Source organism: Streptomyces sp. NBC_01635, from assembly GCF_045209715.1.
In the GTDB taxonomy this organism is placed as follows: Bacteria; Actinomycetota; Actinomycetes; order Streptomycetales; family Streptomycetaceae; genus Streptomyces; species Streptomyces hirsutus.
Genome location: NZ_CP109277.1, coordinates 2486385 through 2504944 on the forward strand (window position 1 = coordinate 2486385; position 18560 = coordinate 2504944).

General features: G+C 72.7%; 17 protein-coding genes. 5 read left to right on the forward strand and 12 right to left on the reverse strand.

Annotation, left to right across the window (positions count from 1 at the left end; translation table 11 throughout):
- Positions 1 to 3 precede the first annotated feature (3 nt).
- A complete protein-coding gene (locus OHB56_RS11770) occupies positions 4 to 762 on the reverse strand; it encodes an endonuclease/exonuclease/phosphatase family protein (RefSeq protein WP_326752218.1) in 759 nt (252 codons plus the stop codon).
- Positions 763 to 1058: 296 nt separating this feature from the next.
- On the opposite strand from OHB56_RS11770, the gene OHB56_RS11775 reads away from it, so the two are divergent.
- Positions 1059 to 1859, forward strand: a complete 801-nt coding sequence (locus tag OHB56_RS11775) for an SAM-dependent methyltransferase (RefSeq protein WP_406359008.1) — start codon at positions 1059 to 1061, stop codon at positions 1857 to 1859.
- Between the two features lie 156 nt (positions 1860 to 2015).
- Here the strand turns inward: OHB56_RS11775 and OHB56_RS11780 are convergent, their stop codons facing one another.
- The 5 genes from OHB56_RS11780 to OHB56_RS11800 all read right to left on the reverse strand — a co-directional run bounded on the left by OHB56_RS11780 (position 2016) and on the right by OHB56_RS11800 (position 6536).
- A complete protein-coding gene (locus tag OHB56_RS11780) occupies positions 2016 to 2969 on the reverse strand; it encodes an ROK family glucokinase (protein ID WP_326752220.1) in 954 nt (317 codons plus the stop codon).
- A gap of 146 nt (positions 2970 to 3115) precedes the next feature.
- On the reverse strand, positions 3116 to 3772 hold the full coding sequence (locus OHB56_RS11785) for a DUF5304 domain-containing protein (protein ID WP_406353093.1): 657 nt from the start codon (positions 3770 to 3772) through the stop codon (positions 3116 to 3118).
- 57 nt (positions 3773 to 3829) lie between these two features.
- Complete coding sequence (locus OHB56_RS11790) at positions 3830 to 5059, reverse strand: ArsA-related P-loop ATPase (RefSeq protein ID WP_326752222.1); 1230 nt, start codon at positions 5057 to 5059, stop codon at positions 3830 to 3832.
- A 60-nt stretch (positions 5060 to 5119) separates the two neighbouring features.
- Positions 5120 to 5617, reverse strand: coding sequence for an SRPBCC family protein (locus OHB56_RS11795; protein ID WP_326752223.1), 498 nt, complete (start codon positions 5615 to 5617; stop codon positions 5120 to 5122).
- A 121-nt stretch (positions 5618 to 5738) separates the two neighbouring features.
- Entirely contained in the window at positions 5739 to 6536 is a 798-nt protein-coding gene (locus tag OHB56_RS11800) for a metallophosphoesterase (protein WP_326752224.1), read from the reverse strand.
- A 310-nt stretch (positions 6537 to 6846) separates the two neighbouring features.
- On the opposite strand from OHB56_RS11800, the gene OHB56_RS11805 reads away from it, so the two are divergent.
- Positions 6847 to 8658 (forward strand): AMP-dependent synthetase/ligase, encoded by a 1812-nt coding sequence (locus OHB56_RS11805; protein ID WP_406353096.1) that lies wholly within the window; start codon positions 6847 to 6849, stop codon positions 8656 to 8658.
- 362 nt (positions 8659 to 9020) lie between these two features.
- Here the strand turns inward: OHB56_RS11805 and OHB56_RS11810 are convergent, their stop codons facing one another.
- A complete protein-coding gene (locus tag OHB56_RS11810) occupies positions 9021 to 10163 on the reverse strand; it encodes a glycosyltransferase family 4 protein (protein ID WP_406353097.1) in 1143 nt (380 codons plus the stop codon).
- Between the two features lie 154 nt (positions 10164 to 10317).
- Here OHB56_RS11810 and OHB56_RS11815 point away from each other — a divergent pair, with 154 nt between their 5' ends.
- Entirely contained in the window at positions 10318 to 11586 is a 1269-nt protein-coding gene (locus OHB56_RS11815) for a glycosyltransferase 87 family protein (protein WP_406353099.1), read from the forward strand.
- Positions 11587 to 11723: 137 nt separating this feature from the next.
- On the opposite strand, the gene OHB56_RS11820 is transcribed toward OHB56_RS11815, so the two are convergent.
- The 5 genes from OHB56_RS11820 to OHB56_RS11840 all read right to left on the reverse strand — a co-directional run bounded on the left by OHB56_RS11820 (position 11724) and on the right by OHB56_RS11840 (position 17350).
- Positions 11724 to 12929, reverse strand: a complete 1206-nt coding sequence (locus tag OHB56_RS11820) for a hypothetical protein (protein ID WP_326752227.1) — start codon at positions 12927 to 12929, stop codon at positions 11724 to 11726.
- A gap of 87 nt (positions 12930 to 13016) precedes the next feature.
- Positions 13017 to 14045, reverse strand: coding sequence for an NlpC/P60 family protein (locus OHB56_RS11825; RefSeq protein WP_406353100.1), 1029 nt, complete (start codon positions 14043 to 14045; stop codon positions 13017 to 13019).
- A gap of 257 nt (positions 14046 to 14302) precedes the next feature.
- Entirely contained in the window at positions 14303 to 15370 is a 1068-nt protein-coding gene (locus OHB56_RS11830) for an NlpC/P60 family protein (RefSeq protein ID WP_326752229.1), read from the reverse strand.
- A 327-nt stretch (positions 15371 to 15697) separates the two neighbouring features.
- A complete protein-coding gene (locus tag OHB56_RS11835) occupies positions 15698 to 17047 on the reverse strand; it encodes an NYN domain-containing protein (protein ID WP_406353102.1) in 1350 nt (449 codons plus the stop codon).
- A gap of 63 nt (positions 17048 to 17110) precedes the next feature.
- Positions 17111 to 17350 (reverse strand): hypothetical protein, encoded by a 240-nt coding sequence (locus OHB56_RS11840; RefSeq protein ID WP_042165845.1) that lies wholly within the window; start codon positions 17348 to 17350, stop codon positions 17111 to 17113.
- A gap of 156 nt (positions 17351 to 17506) precedes the next feature.
- Here OHB56_RS11840 and OHB56_RS11845 point away from each other — a divergent pair, with 156 nt between their 5' ends.
- Positions 17507 to 18241: a rhomboid family intramembrane serine protease gene (locus tag OHB56_RS11845; protein WP_326752231.1), complete on the forward strand. Its 735-nt coding sequence runs from the start codon at positions 17507 to 17509 to the stop codon at positions 18239 to 18241.
- Complete coding sequence (locus tag OHB56_RS11850; protein WP_055596069.1) at positions 18238 to 18519, forward strand: Lrp/AsnC family transcriptional regulator; 282 nt, start codon at positions 18238 to 18240, stop codon at positions 18517 to 18519. Before OHB56_RS11845 ends, OHB56_RS11850 begins: the two co-directional genes overlap by 4 nt.
- Positions 18520 to 18560 lie beyond the last annotated feature (41 nt).

Sequence of the window (18560 nt, forward strand, 5' to 3'; positions counted from 1 at the left end):
GGATCAGACGGCGGGGATTCTGAGGGCGGCCAGGACCGGAAGGTGGTCCGTGGCCGCCCTCAGGTCGGTCTCGGTCACCCCGGGCTGACCGTGCGGCACCCCGCAGCCCAGGACCTCGACGCCCTTGCTGGTGAAGAGCGCGTCGATGCGCTGGTGCGGATCGGCGGGGGTCGAGGTGTACTCGCCGCCCCAGGGCGCCGCCGCCCAGCAGTCCGTCAGCTCCTCGCCCGCCAGCCGGCGGAAGGTACGGCCGTCCGGCCGCTCGTTCAGATCGCCGCCGGCGACCACGTGCTCCACTCCCATCCCGGCGAGCCGGTCCAGGAGCATGCCGCCCTGTGCGTACCGCTCGTCCTTCTGCAACGACAGATGGCAGCTCAGCACCCCGAGCCGGGCCCCGCCGAACCGTACGACGGCGGTGGCGAAGCCGCGCCGGTGCAGTCCCGGGGTGAGCGGCAGCAGCACGTCCTCGGTGCGCTCGACGGTCGCCCGCAGCGAGCACATGATCGCGGGACCGGCGGCCGTGGCGCCCCCGGAGAGGACCACCAGCCCGGAGGCGGAGGCCAGCCGGGCCAGTTTCTTGCGCCAGCGGAAGAACCGCGGCGCCTCCTGGATCAGGAGCAGATCGGGGGCGCACGCGGTGATCACCCGGGCGAGGGCGTCCGTGTCGTCGTACATCGACCGGATGTTGTAGCTCAGCACACGGATCACGGCCGAACCGTCGGACTCGGTCCGGGAGTCGGGCAGCAGCGGGGTCGTCGCCATGCGGATCAAGATACGCCGACCCGCACCGGGCCGGCATCGGTACGAAACGAACCGGTCGGTGACCGTGGCGAGGGCCTCGGCGGCCGGAGCTCCGGCGCCTCGGCGATCACCGCTGCTCCCTCGCTCACCGTCGCGCGCCGCGCCGGGATCACCGGCCCCGACGCGAAGGGGAGGGATGCCGGAAGGGCTGCCCGGCGCGCCGGGCCGATCAGGTCCTGGCTATCGTGACGGTCACGATCACAGGTCAACTCCCGGGCGCGACAAGGGGAATCACGGTGGAGCAGCAGGACGCGGGCATGGGCACCTCCTTACGGATCGACACCGGCAAGCCGCACCCCGCGCGGATGTACGACTGGTTCCTCGGCGGCAAGGACAACTACCCGGTGGACGAGGAGCTGGGCCGGCAGCTGGTGGGGTTCGCGCCGGTCATCCCGGTCATGGCGCGGATGAACCGGGCCTTCATGCACCGCGCCACCCGCTGGGTGGCCGACCGGGGGGTGCGTCAGTTCCTCGACGTCGGGACCGGCATCCCGACGGAGCCGAACCTGCACCAGGTGGCCCAGCAGGTCGCTCCCGACGCACGGGTCATGTACTGCGACAACGACCCGATCGTGCTGGCCCACGCCGGAGCGCTGCTCCGGGGCACCCCCGAAGGGGTGGTCGACTACGTGCAGGCGGACGCCCATGACACCGCCTGCATCCTGGAACGCGCCCGCGGAACACTGGACTTCGACCGGCCTGTCGCACTCTCCCTGATCGCGCTGCTGCACTTCATCGGCGACGAGGACGAGGCCTACGAGCTGGTGGAACGCCTCAAGGACGCCCTGGCGCCGGGCAGTTACCTGATCATGTCCCACCTCACCCCCGACTTCCACCCGGAGGAGGCCTCGCGGAAGGTCAGCGACCTGTACAGGGCGGGCGGGCTCACCATGGACATGCGCAACCGGGAGAGGTTCGCCCGCTTCTTCGAGGGGCTGGAGCCCGTGGAGCCGGGCATCGTGGCGGCCGAGGACTGGCACCCGGAGCTGGGGGAGCCGGTCCCCGGCCAGGAGAACGTCCTCAGCGGGTCCTACGTGGCGGTGGCACGCAAGGGGTGACCCCGGCCCGGGACGGTCCCGCGGGCGGGGACGGCGTCTCCTGCGAAGGTGCGCGAACACCTGCGCACCGGGCTCGCCCTCCTCGGGGGACGGCGGCGCCCGCCGTCCCCCGAAGGGTCGGGCGGGCGCCGCCGTGCCCAGGGGTGGGTGGCGAGGTCACATCACCGGATCGGGTTCCCGGGCCAGGTCGGCCGCGCCCACCAGGCCGGCCTTGTTGCCCAGCTCGGCGGCCCGGACGTCGGCGACCGGGCGCCAGTTGCCGCCCACCAGCCAGCGCTTGTACGACTTGCGGATCGGGTCGAGGAGCAGTTCCCCCTCGTCGGAGAGGCCGCCGCCGACGATGAAGGCGGAGGGGTCGAAGAGGGAGGCGAGGTCGGCCAGGCCGGCGCCGACCCAGCGGGCCAGCTCACGGTAGGAGTCGACGGCCACCAGGTCGCCCTGCCGGGCGGCCATGGAGACGTGCTTGCCCTCGATGCCCTCGGGGGTGCCGTCGCCGAGGGCGAGCAGCGTCTCCGCGTTCTCCGGGGTCGCGTTGGCGCGCTGGGTGGCGTACCGGACGAGGGCGCGGCCGGAGGCGTACTGCTCCCAGCAGCCCTGCGAACCGCAGCCGCACAGCAGGCCGTCCGGGACCATCCGGATGTGCCCGAACTCGGCGGCCACGCCGAAGTGGCCCCGGCGCAGCTTGTTGCCGATGATGACGCCGCCGCCGAGGCCGGTGCCGAGCGTGATGCAGATGACGTTGCGGTGGCCCTTGCCGGCGCCGAACTTGTACTCGCCCCAGGCCGCCGCGTTCGCGTCGTTCTCCACGACGACCGGAAGACCCACGCGGGCCTCGACCTTCTGCTTCAGCGGCTCCTGGCGCCAGTCGATGTTGGGGGCGAAGTACACCGTCGAACGCTGGCGGTTGACGTATCCGGCCGCACCGATTCCCACGCCGACGATCTCGTTGCCCGCGCGTGCTCCCTCCACCGCGGAGGCGATGGCGTCCACGATGCCGTCGGGCGTGCCCGGGGTCGGCACCTTGTGGACCGAGAGGATGTTGCCGTCCTCATCGACCACGCCGGCCGCGATCTTGGTGCCGCCGATGTCGACGCCGATGGTGAGTCCCATGAATCCCTCAGTTCCGGTCGAGCCCCGCTACCGCCCACGGTACCCGAGGCCCTGGGGTCGGCCTCCCGGTACGGGACACCCGTGCGGGACTCCGGGGCCCTCCCGGGGATCTCCGCCGGCATGGGTCCTCGAGCCGTCACCGCTCCTCAGTCCAGGTCGATGCGCTCCCCGCCGGAGCCGGGCTCGTCGCCCCGGTCACGGCGGTGGTCCCCGTCCGCGCCGCCGTCGCGCTCCCGGTTCCCGTCCGTGGCGTCCGCGGGACCCTTGGTGCCCTTGGCGTCCTTGGCGTCCTTGGCCTCGTCCGGGTCCCAGGGGCGGGTGTCGCGGGTGGTCCAGCGGCGCTCCTGGTCCTGGACCGCGGAGCGGTAGGCGGCGAGGAGTTCGTTGCCGGCGGCGGCGAGGTGGTCGAAGACGTCCGGGTTGCGGTCGACGACCGGTTCCACGGCCGCCTTGGCCTGCTGGACGACCTGCCGCACCACCTGCTGCGCCGCCGGTCCGGCGACCGCGCCGAACAGCGGCGACCCGAGCCCGGTGAGCCGGTCGAGCTTCTCCGCGACCACGTCGGCGAGCTTGCGCAGCTCCTCGGCGGCCGACGCGGGGGGCGGTCCGTACCGGGCGCGGCGGCGGGCCTTCTCCGCCTCGAGGTCCTCGGCGCACGCCGTCGCCCAGGCGTCCGCGTCGACGGCCCGTACGTCGGAGTCACCGGGCCGTACGTCGTCGGTGGCGGCCGTGCGCGCGTCGGACGCGGAATCGCCCACGGGCTCGTCCCCGGTGTCGTCGGGCGGGGGGAGCTGTTCGCTCATGACGGACTCCTGACTACGGTCGGCCCCTCCGACGGTACCCGAACGGGGGTACCGGCTTCACGGGGTGCGCGGCCACAGCCGCGGATCCGGCCGGAACCGGATGCGCAGTTCGTCCTCGCGCAGGGCCGCGCCGTCGACGGTGCAGCGGCGCAGCGCGGAGGGCAGCGGGACCGTCCGCCGGAACGGACCGGCGGTGACGGCGATTTCGTCGCCGTGCCGGATCAGGTCCAGTTCCTCGCGCCGGGCGCCGGGCAGCGGAATGTGCCAGACCAGGACGCCGTCCTCGGCGAGCCGGTCGGTGACGGGCCACTCGGCCGACACGGGCCCCGCCTTGCCGCCGGAGGCAGTGGAGGCAGCAGAGGCAGCGGATACGGATGCGGCGGGGGCGGCAGGCACACCCGGTACGGCGAGCGCGGTCAGGTCGTCCGGGCCGCGCGGATCGCGGCCGAGGTGGGCGACGGGGCGGACGTCGTACGTCTGGCGCCACTCGTCCAGCGTCTTGCGCTGCTGGGCGACCGGACCGGCGAGCCAGCTGTCCTCGACGCTCTCGGGCAGTACCCGCCCGGCGACCAGCACGTCGGGGCGCAGTGCGCGCAGGGCGAGGCCCAGTCCCGCGGTGCGTACGGCGGCGGCGCCGGCGGGGCCGGGTTCGGCGACCAGCCGTACGGTGGTGTTCCGGTCGGCGAGGACGGCTTCGACGGCGGCCAGTTCGGTGTCCCACCGGGCGGCCGTCCCGTACAGCCATTCCGCGGGCATCGGTACCCCGGCGAGGCGGCCGAGCACGGGGCGCAGGGCGCGGGCGGCCTGGCGTTCCGGCGGAAGCAGCCTGCGCATGGCGCGGCGGAGGTCCTCGGGGAGGGCGAACAGGGCCAGGGCCCGCTCGGCGGGCGGCAGGTCGACGACGAGCAGGTCGTGCGCCGGGGACAGCGCGGCGTCCCGCAGGGCGCGCAGCACGGAGAGTTCCTCGGCTCCGGGCAGCGGGCCGAACTCCTCGGGGTCGAGCCGGGACGCGCCGAGCAGGTCGAGCGCCGAGGCGGCCCGGTCCTGCAGTGCGGCCAGGTCGGCGCGGAAGTCCTCGCCGGCGTCGACCCGTCGCGCGGTGAGGCCCGGGACGACCTCTCCGGGCGCGGTGCCGACGGGCGTGCCCAGCACCGCTCCCAGCGTGTCCGTCCGGTCGGTGCCGAGCAGCAGGACGCGGGCGCCCGCACGGGCGGCGGCGAGCGCGGTGGCCGCCGCAACGGTGGTACGTCCGCTGCCGCCGGGGCCCGTGATCAGGAGGGTGCGCATGGGGGTGAACGCTACCGGTGCACGCACCCGCCTCCGACCGGCCGGGAGGGCGACAGCGTGCTACTCGGCGCCCGGCTTCCCGCCGGATCCGGTCCCCGGCTCGGCGTCGGCGCCCGGCTCCTCGCCGGCCTCGACCCGCTTCTTCAGTCCCGCCAGGGCCCGGTCGATGATGACCTTCTCGGCCTTGCGCTTGATCATGCCGAGCATCGGGATCTTGACGTCGACGGTGAGCCGGTAGGTGACCTCGGTGGCACCCGCGCCGGCCGGCTTCAGGAGGTAGGAGCCGTCCAGGGAACGCAGCATCTGGGACTTCACCAGCGTCCAGGACACCTCGTGCTCACCGGTCCAGGTGTACGCGAGGGTCTGGTCGTCCTTGATCGCGCCGGCGTCCATGACGAGGCGTACCTGCTCCGCACGGCCCTGGCCGTCGGTCTCGAGGACTTCCGCCTCCTTCACCTCGCCGGTCCAGTCCGGATAACGGGCGAAGTCGGCGATCACCCCCATGACCTCGGCCGGTGCCGCCTCGATCGTGATGCTCGAGCTGGTGTGTTCCGCCATCGCCGTGGCTCCTCCAGATGCGGGCCGTAGTCGGATCGCCGTGCGCGGCCCACGCGCACGCCCGTGCAGCGGAAGGCTATCGCGCGCCTCGCCGGCGCAAGTCACCCGACCTGGGACATCCTCACCATTCGAGGACCCAGGGCCGGCCGCTGCTCGCGAAGTGCCCCACGTTCACGCACTCGGTGGCCCCGACCCGCATGCGCCGGGCCAGCGGCTGGTGCACGTGCCCGAACAGCGCGTACCGGGGCCGGGTGCGGTGGATGGCGTCCAGCAGAGCGCGGCTGCCGCGCTCGAAACGGCGGGCGACGGTGTCGTACACCAGCTCCGGGACCTCGGGCGGGATGTGCGTGCACAGCACGTCGACCTCGCCGACGGCCTCGATCTTCGCCGCGTACTCCTCGTCGCTGATCTCGTACGGCGTGCGCATGGGCGTGCGCAGTCCGCCGCCGACGAAGCCGAAGACCCGGCCGCCGATCTCCACCCGTTCGCCGTCGAGGACGGTGGTACCGGGTCCGGCGTACTCCGGCCACAGAGCCGGCATGTCGACATTTCCGTACGTGGCGTACGTGGGGGCGGGGAAGGCGGCGAACAGCTCGGCGTACTGCTTGCGCACCGCCTCGCGGATCGCCGAGGCGCGGTCCGCGCCGATGCCCGCCCACAGCCGGGCCTGGAAGTCGCGCGCCTCCTCGAAGCGGCGGGCGGTGCGCAGTTCCACGATGCGGTCGGCGTTCTCGGTGCCGAACAGGTCGGGGAAGATGCCGCGCGAGTGGTCGGCGTAGTCGAGGAAGAGCACCAGGTCGCCCAGGCAGATCAGGGCGTCGGCGCCGTCACCGGCCGTGGCCAGGTCCCGGGCGTTGCCGTGGACGTCGCTGACCACATGAACGCGCGTACGGCGGTTTCCGACCGGTGTGGATGCCATGGCGATCAAGCGTAGCCAGGGTGCGGCCCTCGTGAACAGTGGCGGCCGGACCTGCGGTTACTGGCTCCCCCTCAAGGGGGTGCACTACTGTGCGCGAGGGTAATCAACCCGTTCACCGACGTGTGTGACGCAGCGAACATCTCACCGGACCCCCTGTCGTTCCGGCCATACCGGCGGGTAACGTCCGGGCAGTCCACTCGTGCTCAGGTTTTCAACAGATGAATCCTCGAGCACCCGCCCGAGCCTTGGACCGCGTTGTCGTCGCATCCCACACCGTCGTGGCGCCGGCGCCCTAAGAGGAGCAGCAGTCTTGCGCGAGTTCAGCCTTCCGGCTTTGTACGAGGTCCCTGCGGACGGCAACCTGACCGACATCGTCCGCAGAAACGCCGCGCAGCATCCCGATGTCGCCGTCATGGCCCGCAAGGTCGCCGGCGTGTGGCAGGACGTGACGGCCACCGTCTTCCTCGCCGAGGTGCGGGAGGCCGCCAAAGGGCTCATCGCCTCCGGCGTCCAGCCCGGCGACCGGGTCGCCCTGATGTCGCGCACCCGCTACGAGTGGACGCTGCTCGACTTCGCCATCTGGAGCGCCGGCGCGGTCACGGTGCCGGTGTACGAGACGAGTTCGGCGGAGCAGGTGGCCTGGATCCTCGGCGACTCCGGTGCCACCGCCTGTGTGGTGGAGTCGGACGGCCACTCCGCCACCGTCGAGTCGGTGCGCGACCGGCTGACCGCGCTGAAGCACGTGTGGCAGATCGACCGCGGCGCGGCCGGGGACGGCGCGGTGGAGGAGCTGGGCCGCCTGGGCCGGGACGTCGCCGACGAGAGGGTCGAGGAGCGCAGCTCCGTCGCCGGCGCCGACGATCCGGCGACCATCATCTACACCTCCGGGACCACCGGCCGGCCCAAGGGCTGTGTGCTCACCCACCGCAGCTTCTTCGCCGAGTGCGGCAACATCGTGGAACGGCTGCGTCCGCTGTTCCGTACCGGCGAGTGCTCGGTCCTGCTCTTCCTTCCGCTCGCGCACGTCTTCGGCCGGCTGGTGCAGATCGCGCCGATGATCGCGCCGATCAAGCTGGGCTGCGTCCCCGACATCAAGCAGCTCACCGACGAACTGGCCTCGTTCCGGCCGACGCTGATCCTGGGCGTGCCGCGGGTCTTCGAGAAGGTCTACAACTCGGCGCGGGCCAAGGCCCAGGCCGACGGCAAGGGCCAGATCTTCGACAAGGCCGCGGACACCGCGATCGCGTACAGCAAGGCGCTGGACACGCCGTCGGGGCCGTCCCTCGGCCTGAAGATCAAGCACAAGGTGTTCGACAAGCTCGTGTACGGCAAGCTGCGCACGGTGCTCGGAGGACGTGGCGAGGCCGCCATCTCCGGCGGCGCCCCGCTGGGCGAGCGCCTCGGTCACTTCTTCCGCGGCATCGGTTTCACGGTGCTGGAGGGCTACGGGCTCACCGAGTCGTGCGCGGCCACCACGTTCAACCCCTGGGACCGGCAGAAGATCGGCACGGTCGGGCAGCCGCTGCCCGGTTCGGTGGTCCGCATCGCCGACGACGGCGAGGTGCTGCTGCACGGCGAGCACCTGTTCAAGGAGTACTGGAACAACCCGGGAGCGACCGCGGAGGCGCTCGCCGACGGCTGGTTCCACACGGGGGACATCGGCACCCTCGACGAGGACGGGTACCTGCGGATCACCGGCCGGAAGAAGGAGATCCTCGTCACGGCGGGCGGCAAGAACGTCGCCCCGGCGGTGATCGAGGACCGGATCCGCGCGCACGCGCTGGTCGCGGAGTGCATGGTCGTCGGCGACGGGCGGCCGTTCGTGGGCGCGCTGGTCACGCTCGACGAGGAGTTCCTGGGCCGCTGGGTGGCGGAGCACGGCAAGCCCGAGGGGTCGACGGCAGCGGCGCTGAGCGAGGACCCCGAGCTGCTCGCCGCGATCCAGGCGGCTGTCGACGACGGGAACGCGGCGGTCTCCAAGGCGGAGTCGGTGCGGAAGTTCCGGGTGCTGCCTTCGCAGTTCACGGAGGAGTCGGGTCATCTGACTCCGTCGCTGAAGCTGAAGCGGAACGTGGTGGCGAAGGACTTCGCCCATGAGATCGAGGCGATCTACGCGAAGTAGGGCTCGGGGCCGGCCGGTGGCCGGCGGTCGATGACTGGTCATGGCGCGGGCTCCCTGGTGTGCGGGGGCCCGCGTTGTGGTGTGGGCCCCCGTTGTGGTGCGGGGCTGGGGAGACGGGACTTCTTCCGCTCCCGGGCCCCGCGGCTGCCCGGACGCCGAAGGGGCCGAACCTCCCCAAAGCCGGTTACCGGGACTCTTGCAGAAAGCCCCGGCGTTCACGCCGAAGATGAACGCATCTCAAGACTGCTCCGACGTGCACTGTGGAGCGGACGACGTGCCCGCACAGCACGGTGAAGCAGGAAGCCCCCGGAAGGGTCGGCCGGCCCAGGCCGGAATCCCTGGACTTCAGGCCAGGAAGCACGTCAAAGCAGGGTCTTCAGGTTTTCTGCCAGGAGGTCCCAGCGCCATTTCTGCTCGACCCAGGCCCGGCCCCGTTCGCCCATGCGGTGGCGGAGTTCGGGGTCGGCCAGGAGGGTGATGATGCGGTCGGCGGACTCGGCGGGAGTGTCGCCGCGGACGACCCAGCCGGTCTCGCCGTCGAGGACCGCGTCGGGGGCGCCGCCGGAGTCGCCGGCGACGACGGGCAGGCCGGTCGCGGAGGCCTCCAGGTAGACGATCCCGAGCCCCTCGACGTCCAGTCCCCCGCGCCGGGTCCTGCACGGCATCGCGAAGACGTCGCCGGCGCCGTAGTGGGCGGGCAGCTCGGACCAGGGCACGGGTCCGGTGAAACGGACGGAGCCGGCCACCCCGGTGTCGTGCGCGAGGCGGCGCAGGTCCTTCTCGTAGGGCCCGCCGCCGACGATCAGCAGGACGGCGTCCGGCTCGGCGGCGAGGATCGCGGGCATCGCGCGGATCAGCGTGTCCTGGCCCTTGCGCGGCACCAGCCGGGAGACGCAGACGACCACCGGACGGTCCGTCAGGCCGAGCCGCGCCCGGACCTCGTCACCGCCCGAGCCCGGATGGAAGGTCTTCTCGTCGACCCCGGGCGGCAGTTGCACCATCCGCGCGGCCGCCTCGGGGGTGAGCGCGTCGGCGATCCGCGAGCGCGTGTACTCGCCGAGGTAGGTGATCGTGTCCGTGGACTCCCCGATCCGGCGCAGCAGTTGCCGGGCCGCGGGCAGTTGGGCCCAGCCGGCCTCGTGGCCGTGGGTGGTGGCCACGATCCGCTCGGCGCCCGCCCGGCGCAGCGCCGGTGCCATCAGTCCGAGCGGCGCCGCCGCCCCGAACCAGACCGAGGTGCATCCGTGTGCGCGCAGCAGTCCGACGGCCTGCCGGGTCGCCTGCGGGGTCGGCAGCAGCATCGGCGTACGGGCGCGTACGACGGTGAAGGGCTGCTCGGCGTCGAAGGCGGCGGTGGCCCGGACGCCCTCCCGGGAGCGCTTCCAGGTCGAGGCGTACACGACGAGCTGCGCGGGATCGAGGCGCAGCGCCATATTGTGCAGAAACGCCTGGATACCGCCCGGCCTGGGCGGGAAGTCGTTGGTCACGATCAAGGTCCTGTGCATCGTGGCAGACCCTACCGAACCGGTGTGTCCGGGCCGTGGGCGCGGCGGGCCGCTGTGGCACTCTCTCTCAAGGGCGCGGGACATCAGGGCCCCTCAGGGCCCCTCAGGGCCGCACGCGGACGCGCACGGACGCGCACGGACGGGCAGGGATCAGGTGGACACGACGGGCTCGCGCGGATACCCGGCTCGGCTGCCCGCGCGCCGGCAGGCGGTGTTCCGGCCTCTGCTGGTGTGGGGACTGACGAGAGCGCTGCTGCTGTTGTTCGTCCTGAAGGTGATCGTCTTCCCCGGCCCGGACGTCACCAGCGACGTGTCCGTGATCTACCAGGGCTGGTACGACGTCCTGCGCGCCGGAACGTTCCCGCTGGACGACGTCACCTGGCAGTACCCGCCCGCGGCGGCGCTGGCGATCCTCTCCCCCGGCCTGCTGCCGTTCCTGGAGTACGCGACGGCGTTCTTCGTCCTGGTGTTCCTCGCCGACCTGGCCACCCTGGCCCTGCTGCTGTACGCGGGCGGCCGGCCGGGCCGGACCCGGCTCGGCGCCTGGGTGTGGGTGGCGGGCGTGCCGCTCCTGGGGCCCACGGTGTACGCCCGCTACGACGTGATGGTGACCGCGGTGGCGGTGGCCGCGCTGCTGGCCGGGTCCCGGCGTCCCCGGCTGCTGGGGGCGCTGGCGGCGTTCGGCGCGCTGCTGAAGGTGTGGCCGGCGATGCTGCTGCTCGGTGTCCGCCGGCGTTCCGCGTGGGTGTCGGCCGTGGTGACCGGGGCGGGCGTGGCGGCCGTGTTCGCGGCGCTGATGCCGGGCGCGTTCGCGTTCCTGGGTTTCCAGCGCGACCGGGGCACGGAGGTGGAGTCGCTGGGCGCGCTGGTCTTCCATGTCGCCCGGCATTACGGCTGGGACGGCGAGGTGCTGCTGAACTACGGCTCGGTGGAGTTCCTCGGCCCGTACGTGGACCTGGTCAGCGCGGGCGCGATGTTCCTGAGCGGGGCGGCGCTGGCCTGGCTGGTGCTGTGGCGGCTGCTGGCCCGCCGTTTCGAGCCGCAGACCTTCGCCGACGCCGCGTTCGTGGCGGTGCTGCTGTTCACCACCACCAGCCGGGTGATCAGCCCGCAGTACGTGGTGTGGCTGGTCGGGCTCGCCGCGGTCTGTCTGTGCCATCGGGCGAGCCGGATGCGGGTGCCGGTGGTCCTGGTGCTGGTCGCGTCGTTCGTGACGGTGCTGGAGTTCCCGCTGTGGTTCGCCCACGTCGTGGCCAGTGACGCGCTCGGTGTCACCCTGCTGTTCGTGCGCAACGGCCTGCTGGTGGCGGCCGCCTTCCTCGCCGCCCGCACGCTGTGGCGCTCGACGGTCACGCACGGGCTTCCGGCCCGCCCGGCCCCCGCTCCGGCGGCCCGCGCCGCGAAGGCCCCGGCCTCCCCCTGACCCTCCCTTCGGTCCCGCCCCCGGCACTGTCCCTGGTTCTGCGCCTGTCCCTGGTCCTGCGCCTGTTCCTGGCCCGGCGCCTGCCCCTGGTCCTGCGTCTGCCCCTGGTCCTGGTCCTGGTCCTGTGATCCTGGTCCTCAGCCGAACTGCTCGCGCAGGTAGCCCTGCCATCGCATGGTGAACTCCTCCGGTGTGGTGCCCAGGATCCGCTGCATCGCGTCCTCCACCGCGCCGTCCCGTTGCCCGTGCGCGCCCACGGCCCGGTAGAAGGCGCCGAGCCGTTCCTCGCCCCAGTGCTCGGCGACGAGGCGGCAGGCCATCCAGCCGCTCTCGTAGGCGCGGGCGAGGCCGTCGGTGTCGGCGGTGAAGCCGAAGTCGTCGTCGCCCGGCAGCCCGGAGGGCACCTCGCCGTGGCGCACCTCGCGGGCGAGTTCCGGTGCCGCCTCGGCCGGGACGCGGTCGCCGCCCCGGTAGCCGACCCAGTCGGCGAAGCCCTCCGACAGCCACAGCGGGGTCGCGGCGGTGGTGTGGGCGCGGGTGGCGACGTGGGTGGTCTCGTGGGTGACGACGACCTGCCGGCCCGATTCGCCGAGCAGGCCGAAGGCGTCCGGGTTGACGATGACCCGGTCCGCGGGCGCCCGGGCGTCGGCTCCGGTCTCGCCGGTGGTGACGGCCGCGATGCCCCGGTAGGAGGAGGCGGGTGAGCCCAGCAGTCCCGCCATGCCCTCCAGGGACCCCGGGACCAGGACGACGACCCGCCGCGCCCAGCCCGAGCCCCACGCGTCCGACACGGCGGGCACCGCCCGGTCGGCCAGCGCCGCGTAGTCGCGCAGCTTCACGTCGGTCTGCCCGACGCCGAGCACCAGGCTCCGTTCTCCGTGCACGGCGCGCACCGCGCCCTGGTCCCACAGCTGGCGGCCGGACTTCCCGGCCGGCCGGTCGGAGACGACGGTCCACCGGCCCTTCTCGTCCCGGCTCAGGCGCAGGGTGCGGGCGGTGGTGACGGGGGCCCGGTCGTAGCCCTCGACGCGGTAGCCGAGGTCGGCGTCGACGGTGGCGGTGTCGCCGGTGCGGTGCACGGCGTTGACCCGGTAGCTCCAGTCGGCCAGCGGCACCTCGCGCAGGCTGTCGTATCCGGCCCGGGTGCCGGTACGCGCGTAGGCGGCGGCGTCCTCGCCGAGGACGGCGTCGGCCCGCCGGTCGAGCAGGGCCTGCACCTCGGCGTGCGCACCGTCGACGACCGGCCCTCCGCCGCACGCGACCAGGGCGACGAGCAGGGAGACGAGCAGCAGGCATCGCACCGCCGCCACCGGCGCCCCGGGCACCCACCTTCGACCAGCCACCCTTGTGAGGGTACGGGCGCCGGGCCGTTCGGGTCAGACCGCCTGGACCGACGGCCCCGGCCGGCCCTTCGCGGCCGCCCGTTCCGGTCAGACCCTGGTGACCGACGAGACGGGCATCATCCCGACCGGGTCGTAGCGGACGGGGGCGCCGGGGTAGGGCGCGTGGATCACCTGGCCGTTACCCATGTACATGCCGACATGACTGGCGTCGGCCCGGTAGACGACCAGGTCGCCGGGCCGGGCCTGGGAGAGCGGGACCTGCCTGCCGGCGTACCGCTGGGCCTGCGAGGTCCGCGGGAGGGCGACCCCGGCCTGTGCGTACGACCACTGCATCAGACCGGAGCAGTCGAACCCGAAGGGCCCGTTGGCGCCCCAGGCGTAGGGCTTACCGAGGGCGGAGCGGGCGGCGGCGACGGCGGCTGCCGCGCGGCCGGAGACGGCGGTCGCACCGCCCGGACCGGGCAGGCCGGGCAGGTCCGCCTCGTGGCCGGAGCGGGCGGCCCTCTCGTGGGCGGCGCGCTCCTCGTCGGGGAGGGCGTTGAGCAGCCGCCGGGCCCGGGCCAGCTTGCGCTCGACGGTCTTCTTGTGGGCGGCGACCGCCTTGCGGCTGCGTTCCAGCTCGCCCAGCTTGCGGGAGGTCTCCGCACGGTCCTGGTCCAGGGTGCGCACGGCCTCCTGAAGTCCCTTCAGCTCGCCGGCCCGGCGGGCGGTGAGCCGGTCGAGCACCGAGGCCCGCTCGAGGTAGTCCTCGGGGTCGCCGGAGAACAGCAGCGCGAGGGACGGGTCGATTCCGCCGGAGCGGTACTGGGCGCCGGCCAGCGACCCCAGCGACTCCCGCATGCCGTTGACGCGCTCCTGCTGCCGGGCGATCTCGTCCCGGGCCGTGTCGACCTGCTCCCGCAGGGTGTCCGCGCGCTCGTCGGCCTTGTTGTACGCCTCGGTCGCCCGCTCGGCCTCCGCGTAGAGGCGGTCCACCTCGGTCCTGGGGTCCTCGTGCGGGGTGGCCGTGGCCGGTACGGCGCCGAGGGCGGCTGCCGCCACGGACAGGAGACCTACGGCGACGGTGGTGCCCCGGTCGGGGCCCGGGGACGGTGCAAGGCGGCGATGGGACCCCACGGGGAACCGCGCTCCTTCCGCTGACGGACGGGGAAACGCGGGAGACAGTAGCCGTGGAGCGGGCGGCCGACCCGTGGCCTCGGTGGCCACACACGGTGACGCCCCGCCTCTGACGCAGGTCACAGGCGGGGCATGGGGCCGGGCGGCGCTCGCGCGATTCCCCCGAACGGGGGCATGCACCCGGGTCCGGAAGCGCTCGGGCGGGACCCGGTGCGCCCCCTGAGCCGGCCCCGGCCGGGGCCGGCTTCGGCGGAACGTCAGACGCGGACGCCGAACATGAACGGGCCGCCGATGGTGTTCATCGACTCGTAGCGGACGACGGTGCCGCTGCGCGGGGCGTGGATGACCTGGCCGTTGCCCGCGTAGAGACCCACGTGGTGCAGGTCGTTGAAGAAGAAGACCAGGTCTCCGACCTGGAGCTGGCTGGCCGAGTAGATCTTGGTGCCCGCGCCGGTCTGCGCCTCGGAGGTGCGCGGGATGGAGACGCCGGCCTGGGCGTAGGCCCAGGAGGTGAGGCCCGAGCAGTCGTAGGAGGACGGGCCGGTGGCGCCGTAGACGTACGGGGTGCCGAGCTTGCTCTGGGCGGCGGCGAAGGCGGCGCCGGCGCGGCCGGAGCCGTTGCCGACCGAGGCGGAGCTGCCGGTGTCGGTGTTGGTGGCCTTGAGGACCTCCCGCTCGCTGGCGCGGGTGGCGCGGTCCTCCTCCTCGGCGAGCTGCGCCTTCTCCTCGGTGGTGAGGGTGTTGAGCAGCTTCTGCGCGGCACCGAGCTTGTTCTGGACTTCCGTCTTCTTCTTGCCCAGTTCGGTGCGGGTGGAGGAGAGGTCCTTGAGCTTCTCGGAGGCCTCGGAGCGCTGCTGGGCGAGCTCGCGCTGCTTCTCCTGGATCTCCTTGAGCGCGTCGACCTGCTGGGTGCTCAGCTGGTCGAGGGCGGACGCCTTGTCGAGGTAGTCGTCCGGGTCCGCGGAGAGGAAGAGCTGGAGCGAGGGGTCGATGCCGCCGCTGCGGTACTGGGCGCTGGCCATCGAACCGAGGCCGTCGCGCAGCTCGTTGAGCTCCTGCTGGCCCTTGGCGACGTTGTCCTGGATCGTGGAGATCTCCTTCTGGAGCTTCTCCTGCTTCTCCTTGGCGCCGTTGTACTTCTCGGTGGCCTGCTCCGCCTCTTGGTAGAGCTTGTCGACCTTGGCCTTCACCTCGCCCTTGCTCGGCTTCTCGCTGGGGGCCGCGTTGGCGGCCTGCGAGCTCAGGACGACGGCAGCTGCGGCAGCGGTGGTGAGCACAGTGACACGTGCCCGGTTCGGCTGCTTGGGACGACGGTGGGACGCCACGGAGGCGAGCTCCTTCTTCCTCCAGCCGCCTACCGACACGCCGGTGGGCGGGGCCTCCGCCGTCGCCACCCCATGTGAACGATCAACCGAGCGGAGGTTCGAGGTCCGACCCTAGTGATTCTCTTGTGATCAGTTCAAATCCCCGGACATGAATTCTCGGTCACAGTATGTTTCTTTGCCTTCAACTCACCTGCAGTGATACTTCATTGACGCTACGTTGCGTCAATACCGCGCCAATTCGGGCAATCGACGGGTACGTTGCAGTTGGGGCTTACGTTCCGGATGGGATGTACCGCGCTTTGCGCCCTGCGGGGCCGGCGCGGGCCTCTACGCCCGGGAGAACCGCTTCAACAGGACCGCGGAGGCGACCGGGCGGGCGCCCGCGCGGGCGACTCCGTCGGCGACCTCGCGGTCGGTGGAGACGACGATGACGGGCCGCCCCAGCGGCTCGGCGCGGACCAGCTGACGGATCAGTTCGTCGGCGGTGACGCCCGGCTTGGAGAACAGCACACGCACCCCGCGCGGCGGCGCGAGCAGGACGGGAGCGGCCAGTTCGGCCCCGTCGAAGACGCAGGTCACCTCGGCGCCGGTCTGCGCGGCGAGTTGGGCGAGCTGGCCCAGGATCCTCAACCGCTGCTTCTCCAGGGGCATCTGGGGATAGCCGGTCTTGGTCACGTTGTAGCCGTCGATGACGAGGTGCGCCTGCGGGAGCGCCAGCAACTGGTCGAGGATGGCCGGGTCGCCCTCGGACAGCGCGCGGGCGGCGATGTCCTTGGGGGACAGGCTGCCGGGCTCGACGGCGTCCACGGTCTCGGCGGGCCGGACGGACACGGGGGGCAGCGCGAGTTCGCGACGGAGCCCCTGGGCGGCGTCCAGCACGGTGTCCAGGAGCAGCCGTACCCGCATGTCCTCGACGCTGCGCCCCTCACGGGCGGCCCGGCGGGCGGCCTCCAGAGCGGCTTCCGACTCGCCGAGGCGCGCCTTGAGCCGCCGGGACTCGCTCTCGGCGGCGGACACCTGGGCCTGCCCGTCCGCGCGGACGGCGTCCATCTCGCCCTGCAGTCTGCGCAGCGCGGCGGCACCGCGCTTGACGTCGCTGAGCGCGGACCGCAGCTTGCGGTGCAGGGAGTCCGCTTCCTTCCTGGCGGCTTCCAGGTCGGCACGCAGCCGCTCGGTCTCGGACCTGGTGTGCTCGCGGGCACGGGCGAGTTCCTCGCTCAGCCGCTCCAGCTCCGCCCGGGTCTCCTCGTCGGCGCGCTCGGCGTCGGCCCGCTGGGCCTCCTCGCCGGCGGCGGTCACCAGTTTCACCCAGCCGGGCGGCCGCATGACGTAGGCCGCGGCCGCCACGTCCAGCGGGTCCGCGGCCGGGGGCGGGGAGCCTGAGTCGAGGGCGCCGGTCAGTTCCGGCTGGACCTCTCTCAGCCGCTCCCCGATGCGCTGGCGGAACAGCGGCTCGGTCTCCAGGGCGGCGGCCATCGCGTTGCCGGCGAACTTGGCGCGGCGGGTCGGGGTGAACCGGGCGTACTGCTTGAGCTGGGCGGGCAGCTCGGCCACGGTCAGTTTGCCGAAGCCGTCGGAGACGATCTGGACGACCCGGCGGCGCACGCCGTCGGGCAGCGGACGGTCGAACACCTCGGCGGCGCCGTCCTCCGACCCCCCGTCCGCGGTCTCCACCATCGGTCACACCCCATGCCTGTGTCCGACCCCGCGTACGGGGTCCCCTGGGCGGGGCCCGCTCCCTCAGGAGCCGGCGCCCGGCCTGTCGACGAGTTCCACCTGATCCACGGCGTTGCACCAGCGGCACCGCACCGACTCGATCGTCTCACCGAGGACCTCGCGCTCCTCGACCTTCGGCTCCCCCGCCAGGTCGAGGTGGACGTACTCCACGACCTTGGACGAGCGGGTCACGTCGAAACGGGTGAGGTTGCCGCAGAGGGTGCAGCGCCACCGCGTCGAGGCAGTCGGCAGAGGAACCGTCATCGTGGCTGTTCGCCTTCCTTACAGTGTCCGTGACGCGGCGGGCGCCCGGCGCGTCTGGCACATAACCCTACGGCCTGGTGGGTCTTCGCCGCCCGCCCGTCCACGGCGGCGAGGCGGTCTGTGCTGTTGCATCCGGTTACGTCATGCTCTGTATTCATGATCCGCAACTGGGGCTCGGCGGCGGCCGGGGCGCTGAGGCGCCCGTCGGCACCGGTGACCCACACCCTCATCGCCGTGTGCTGCCTGGTCTTCCTGATCGGGCCGGCCTCGGGGCTCGATCCGGGGTACGGGACCGGGGACGAACTGCTCGCCGCGCAGCGCGGCTACTTCCGCCACTGGGGGGTGATTCCCGCAGACGTGTTCGAAGGGTCCCCGTGGAGTGCCCTCACTCCGGCCACGGCCCTGTTCGTCCACGGCAGCTGGGTGCATCTGCTCGGCAACATGCTCTTCCTCCATGTCTTCGGAACGATGACCGAGGCGCGCATGGGCCGCCTGCGGTTCATCCTGTTCTACGTCGGCTGCGGGTACCTCGCCCTGCTCGGGTACGCCGTCGCCAACGCGGACTCGGAGCAGTCCCTGGTCGGCGCCTCGGGGGCGATCTCGGCGATCCTCGGCGCGTTCCTCCTGCTGTTCCCCCGGGCGCGGGTGACCAGTCTGCTGCCGTTCCTGTTCTTCCTGCCGGTGCGCTTCCCGGCGTGGGTGGTGCTGCCGTTCTGGGTGGTGCTGCAGTGGCTGGCGGCGGGGCAGGCTTCCGAGGGGCCGGGGGTGGCCTATTTGGCCCACCTGGTGGGCTTCGGGCTGGGCTTCTGCTGGGCGTGGGCGCGTTTCACGGGGGCGACTACAGTGAGAGGCGCACCGGCTCCGGCCCCCGAGGGAGAGAACCAGCAGTGATCACCGCGATCGTCCTCATCAAGACCAGCGTGGACCGGATCCCCGAGATCGCGGAGCGGATCGCCGCGCTGGACAGCGTCAGCGAGGTCTTCTCCGTCACCGGGACCTACGACTTGATCGCCATGGTCCGGGTCAAGGAGCACGAGGACCTGGCTGAGGTCATCCCGGGCCGGATCAACAAGATCCCGGGCGTGGAGGGGACGGACACGCACGTGGCGTTCCGCACGTACTCGCAGCACGACCTGGAGGCCGCGTTCGCGATCGGCCTCGACAACTGACCGGCCCGGACCGGGAAGGCCCGCGCGGCGGGAGCGCCGGG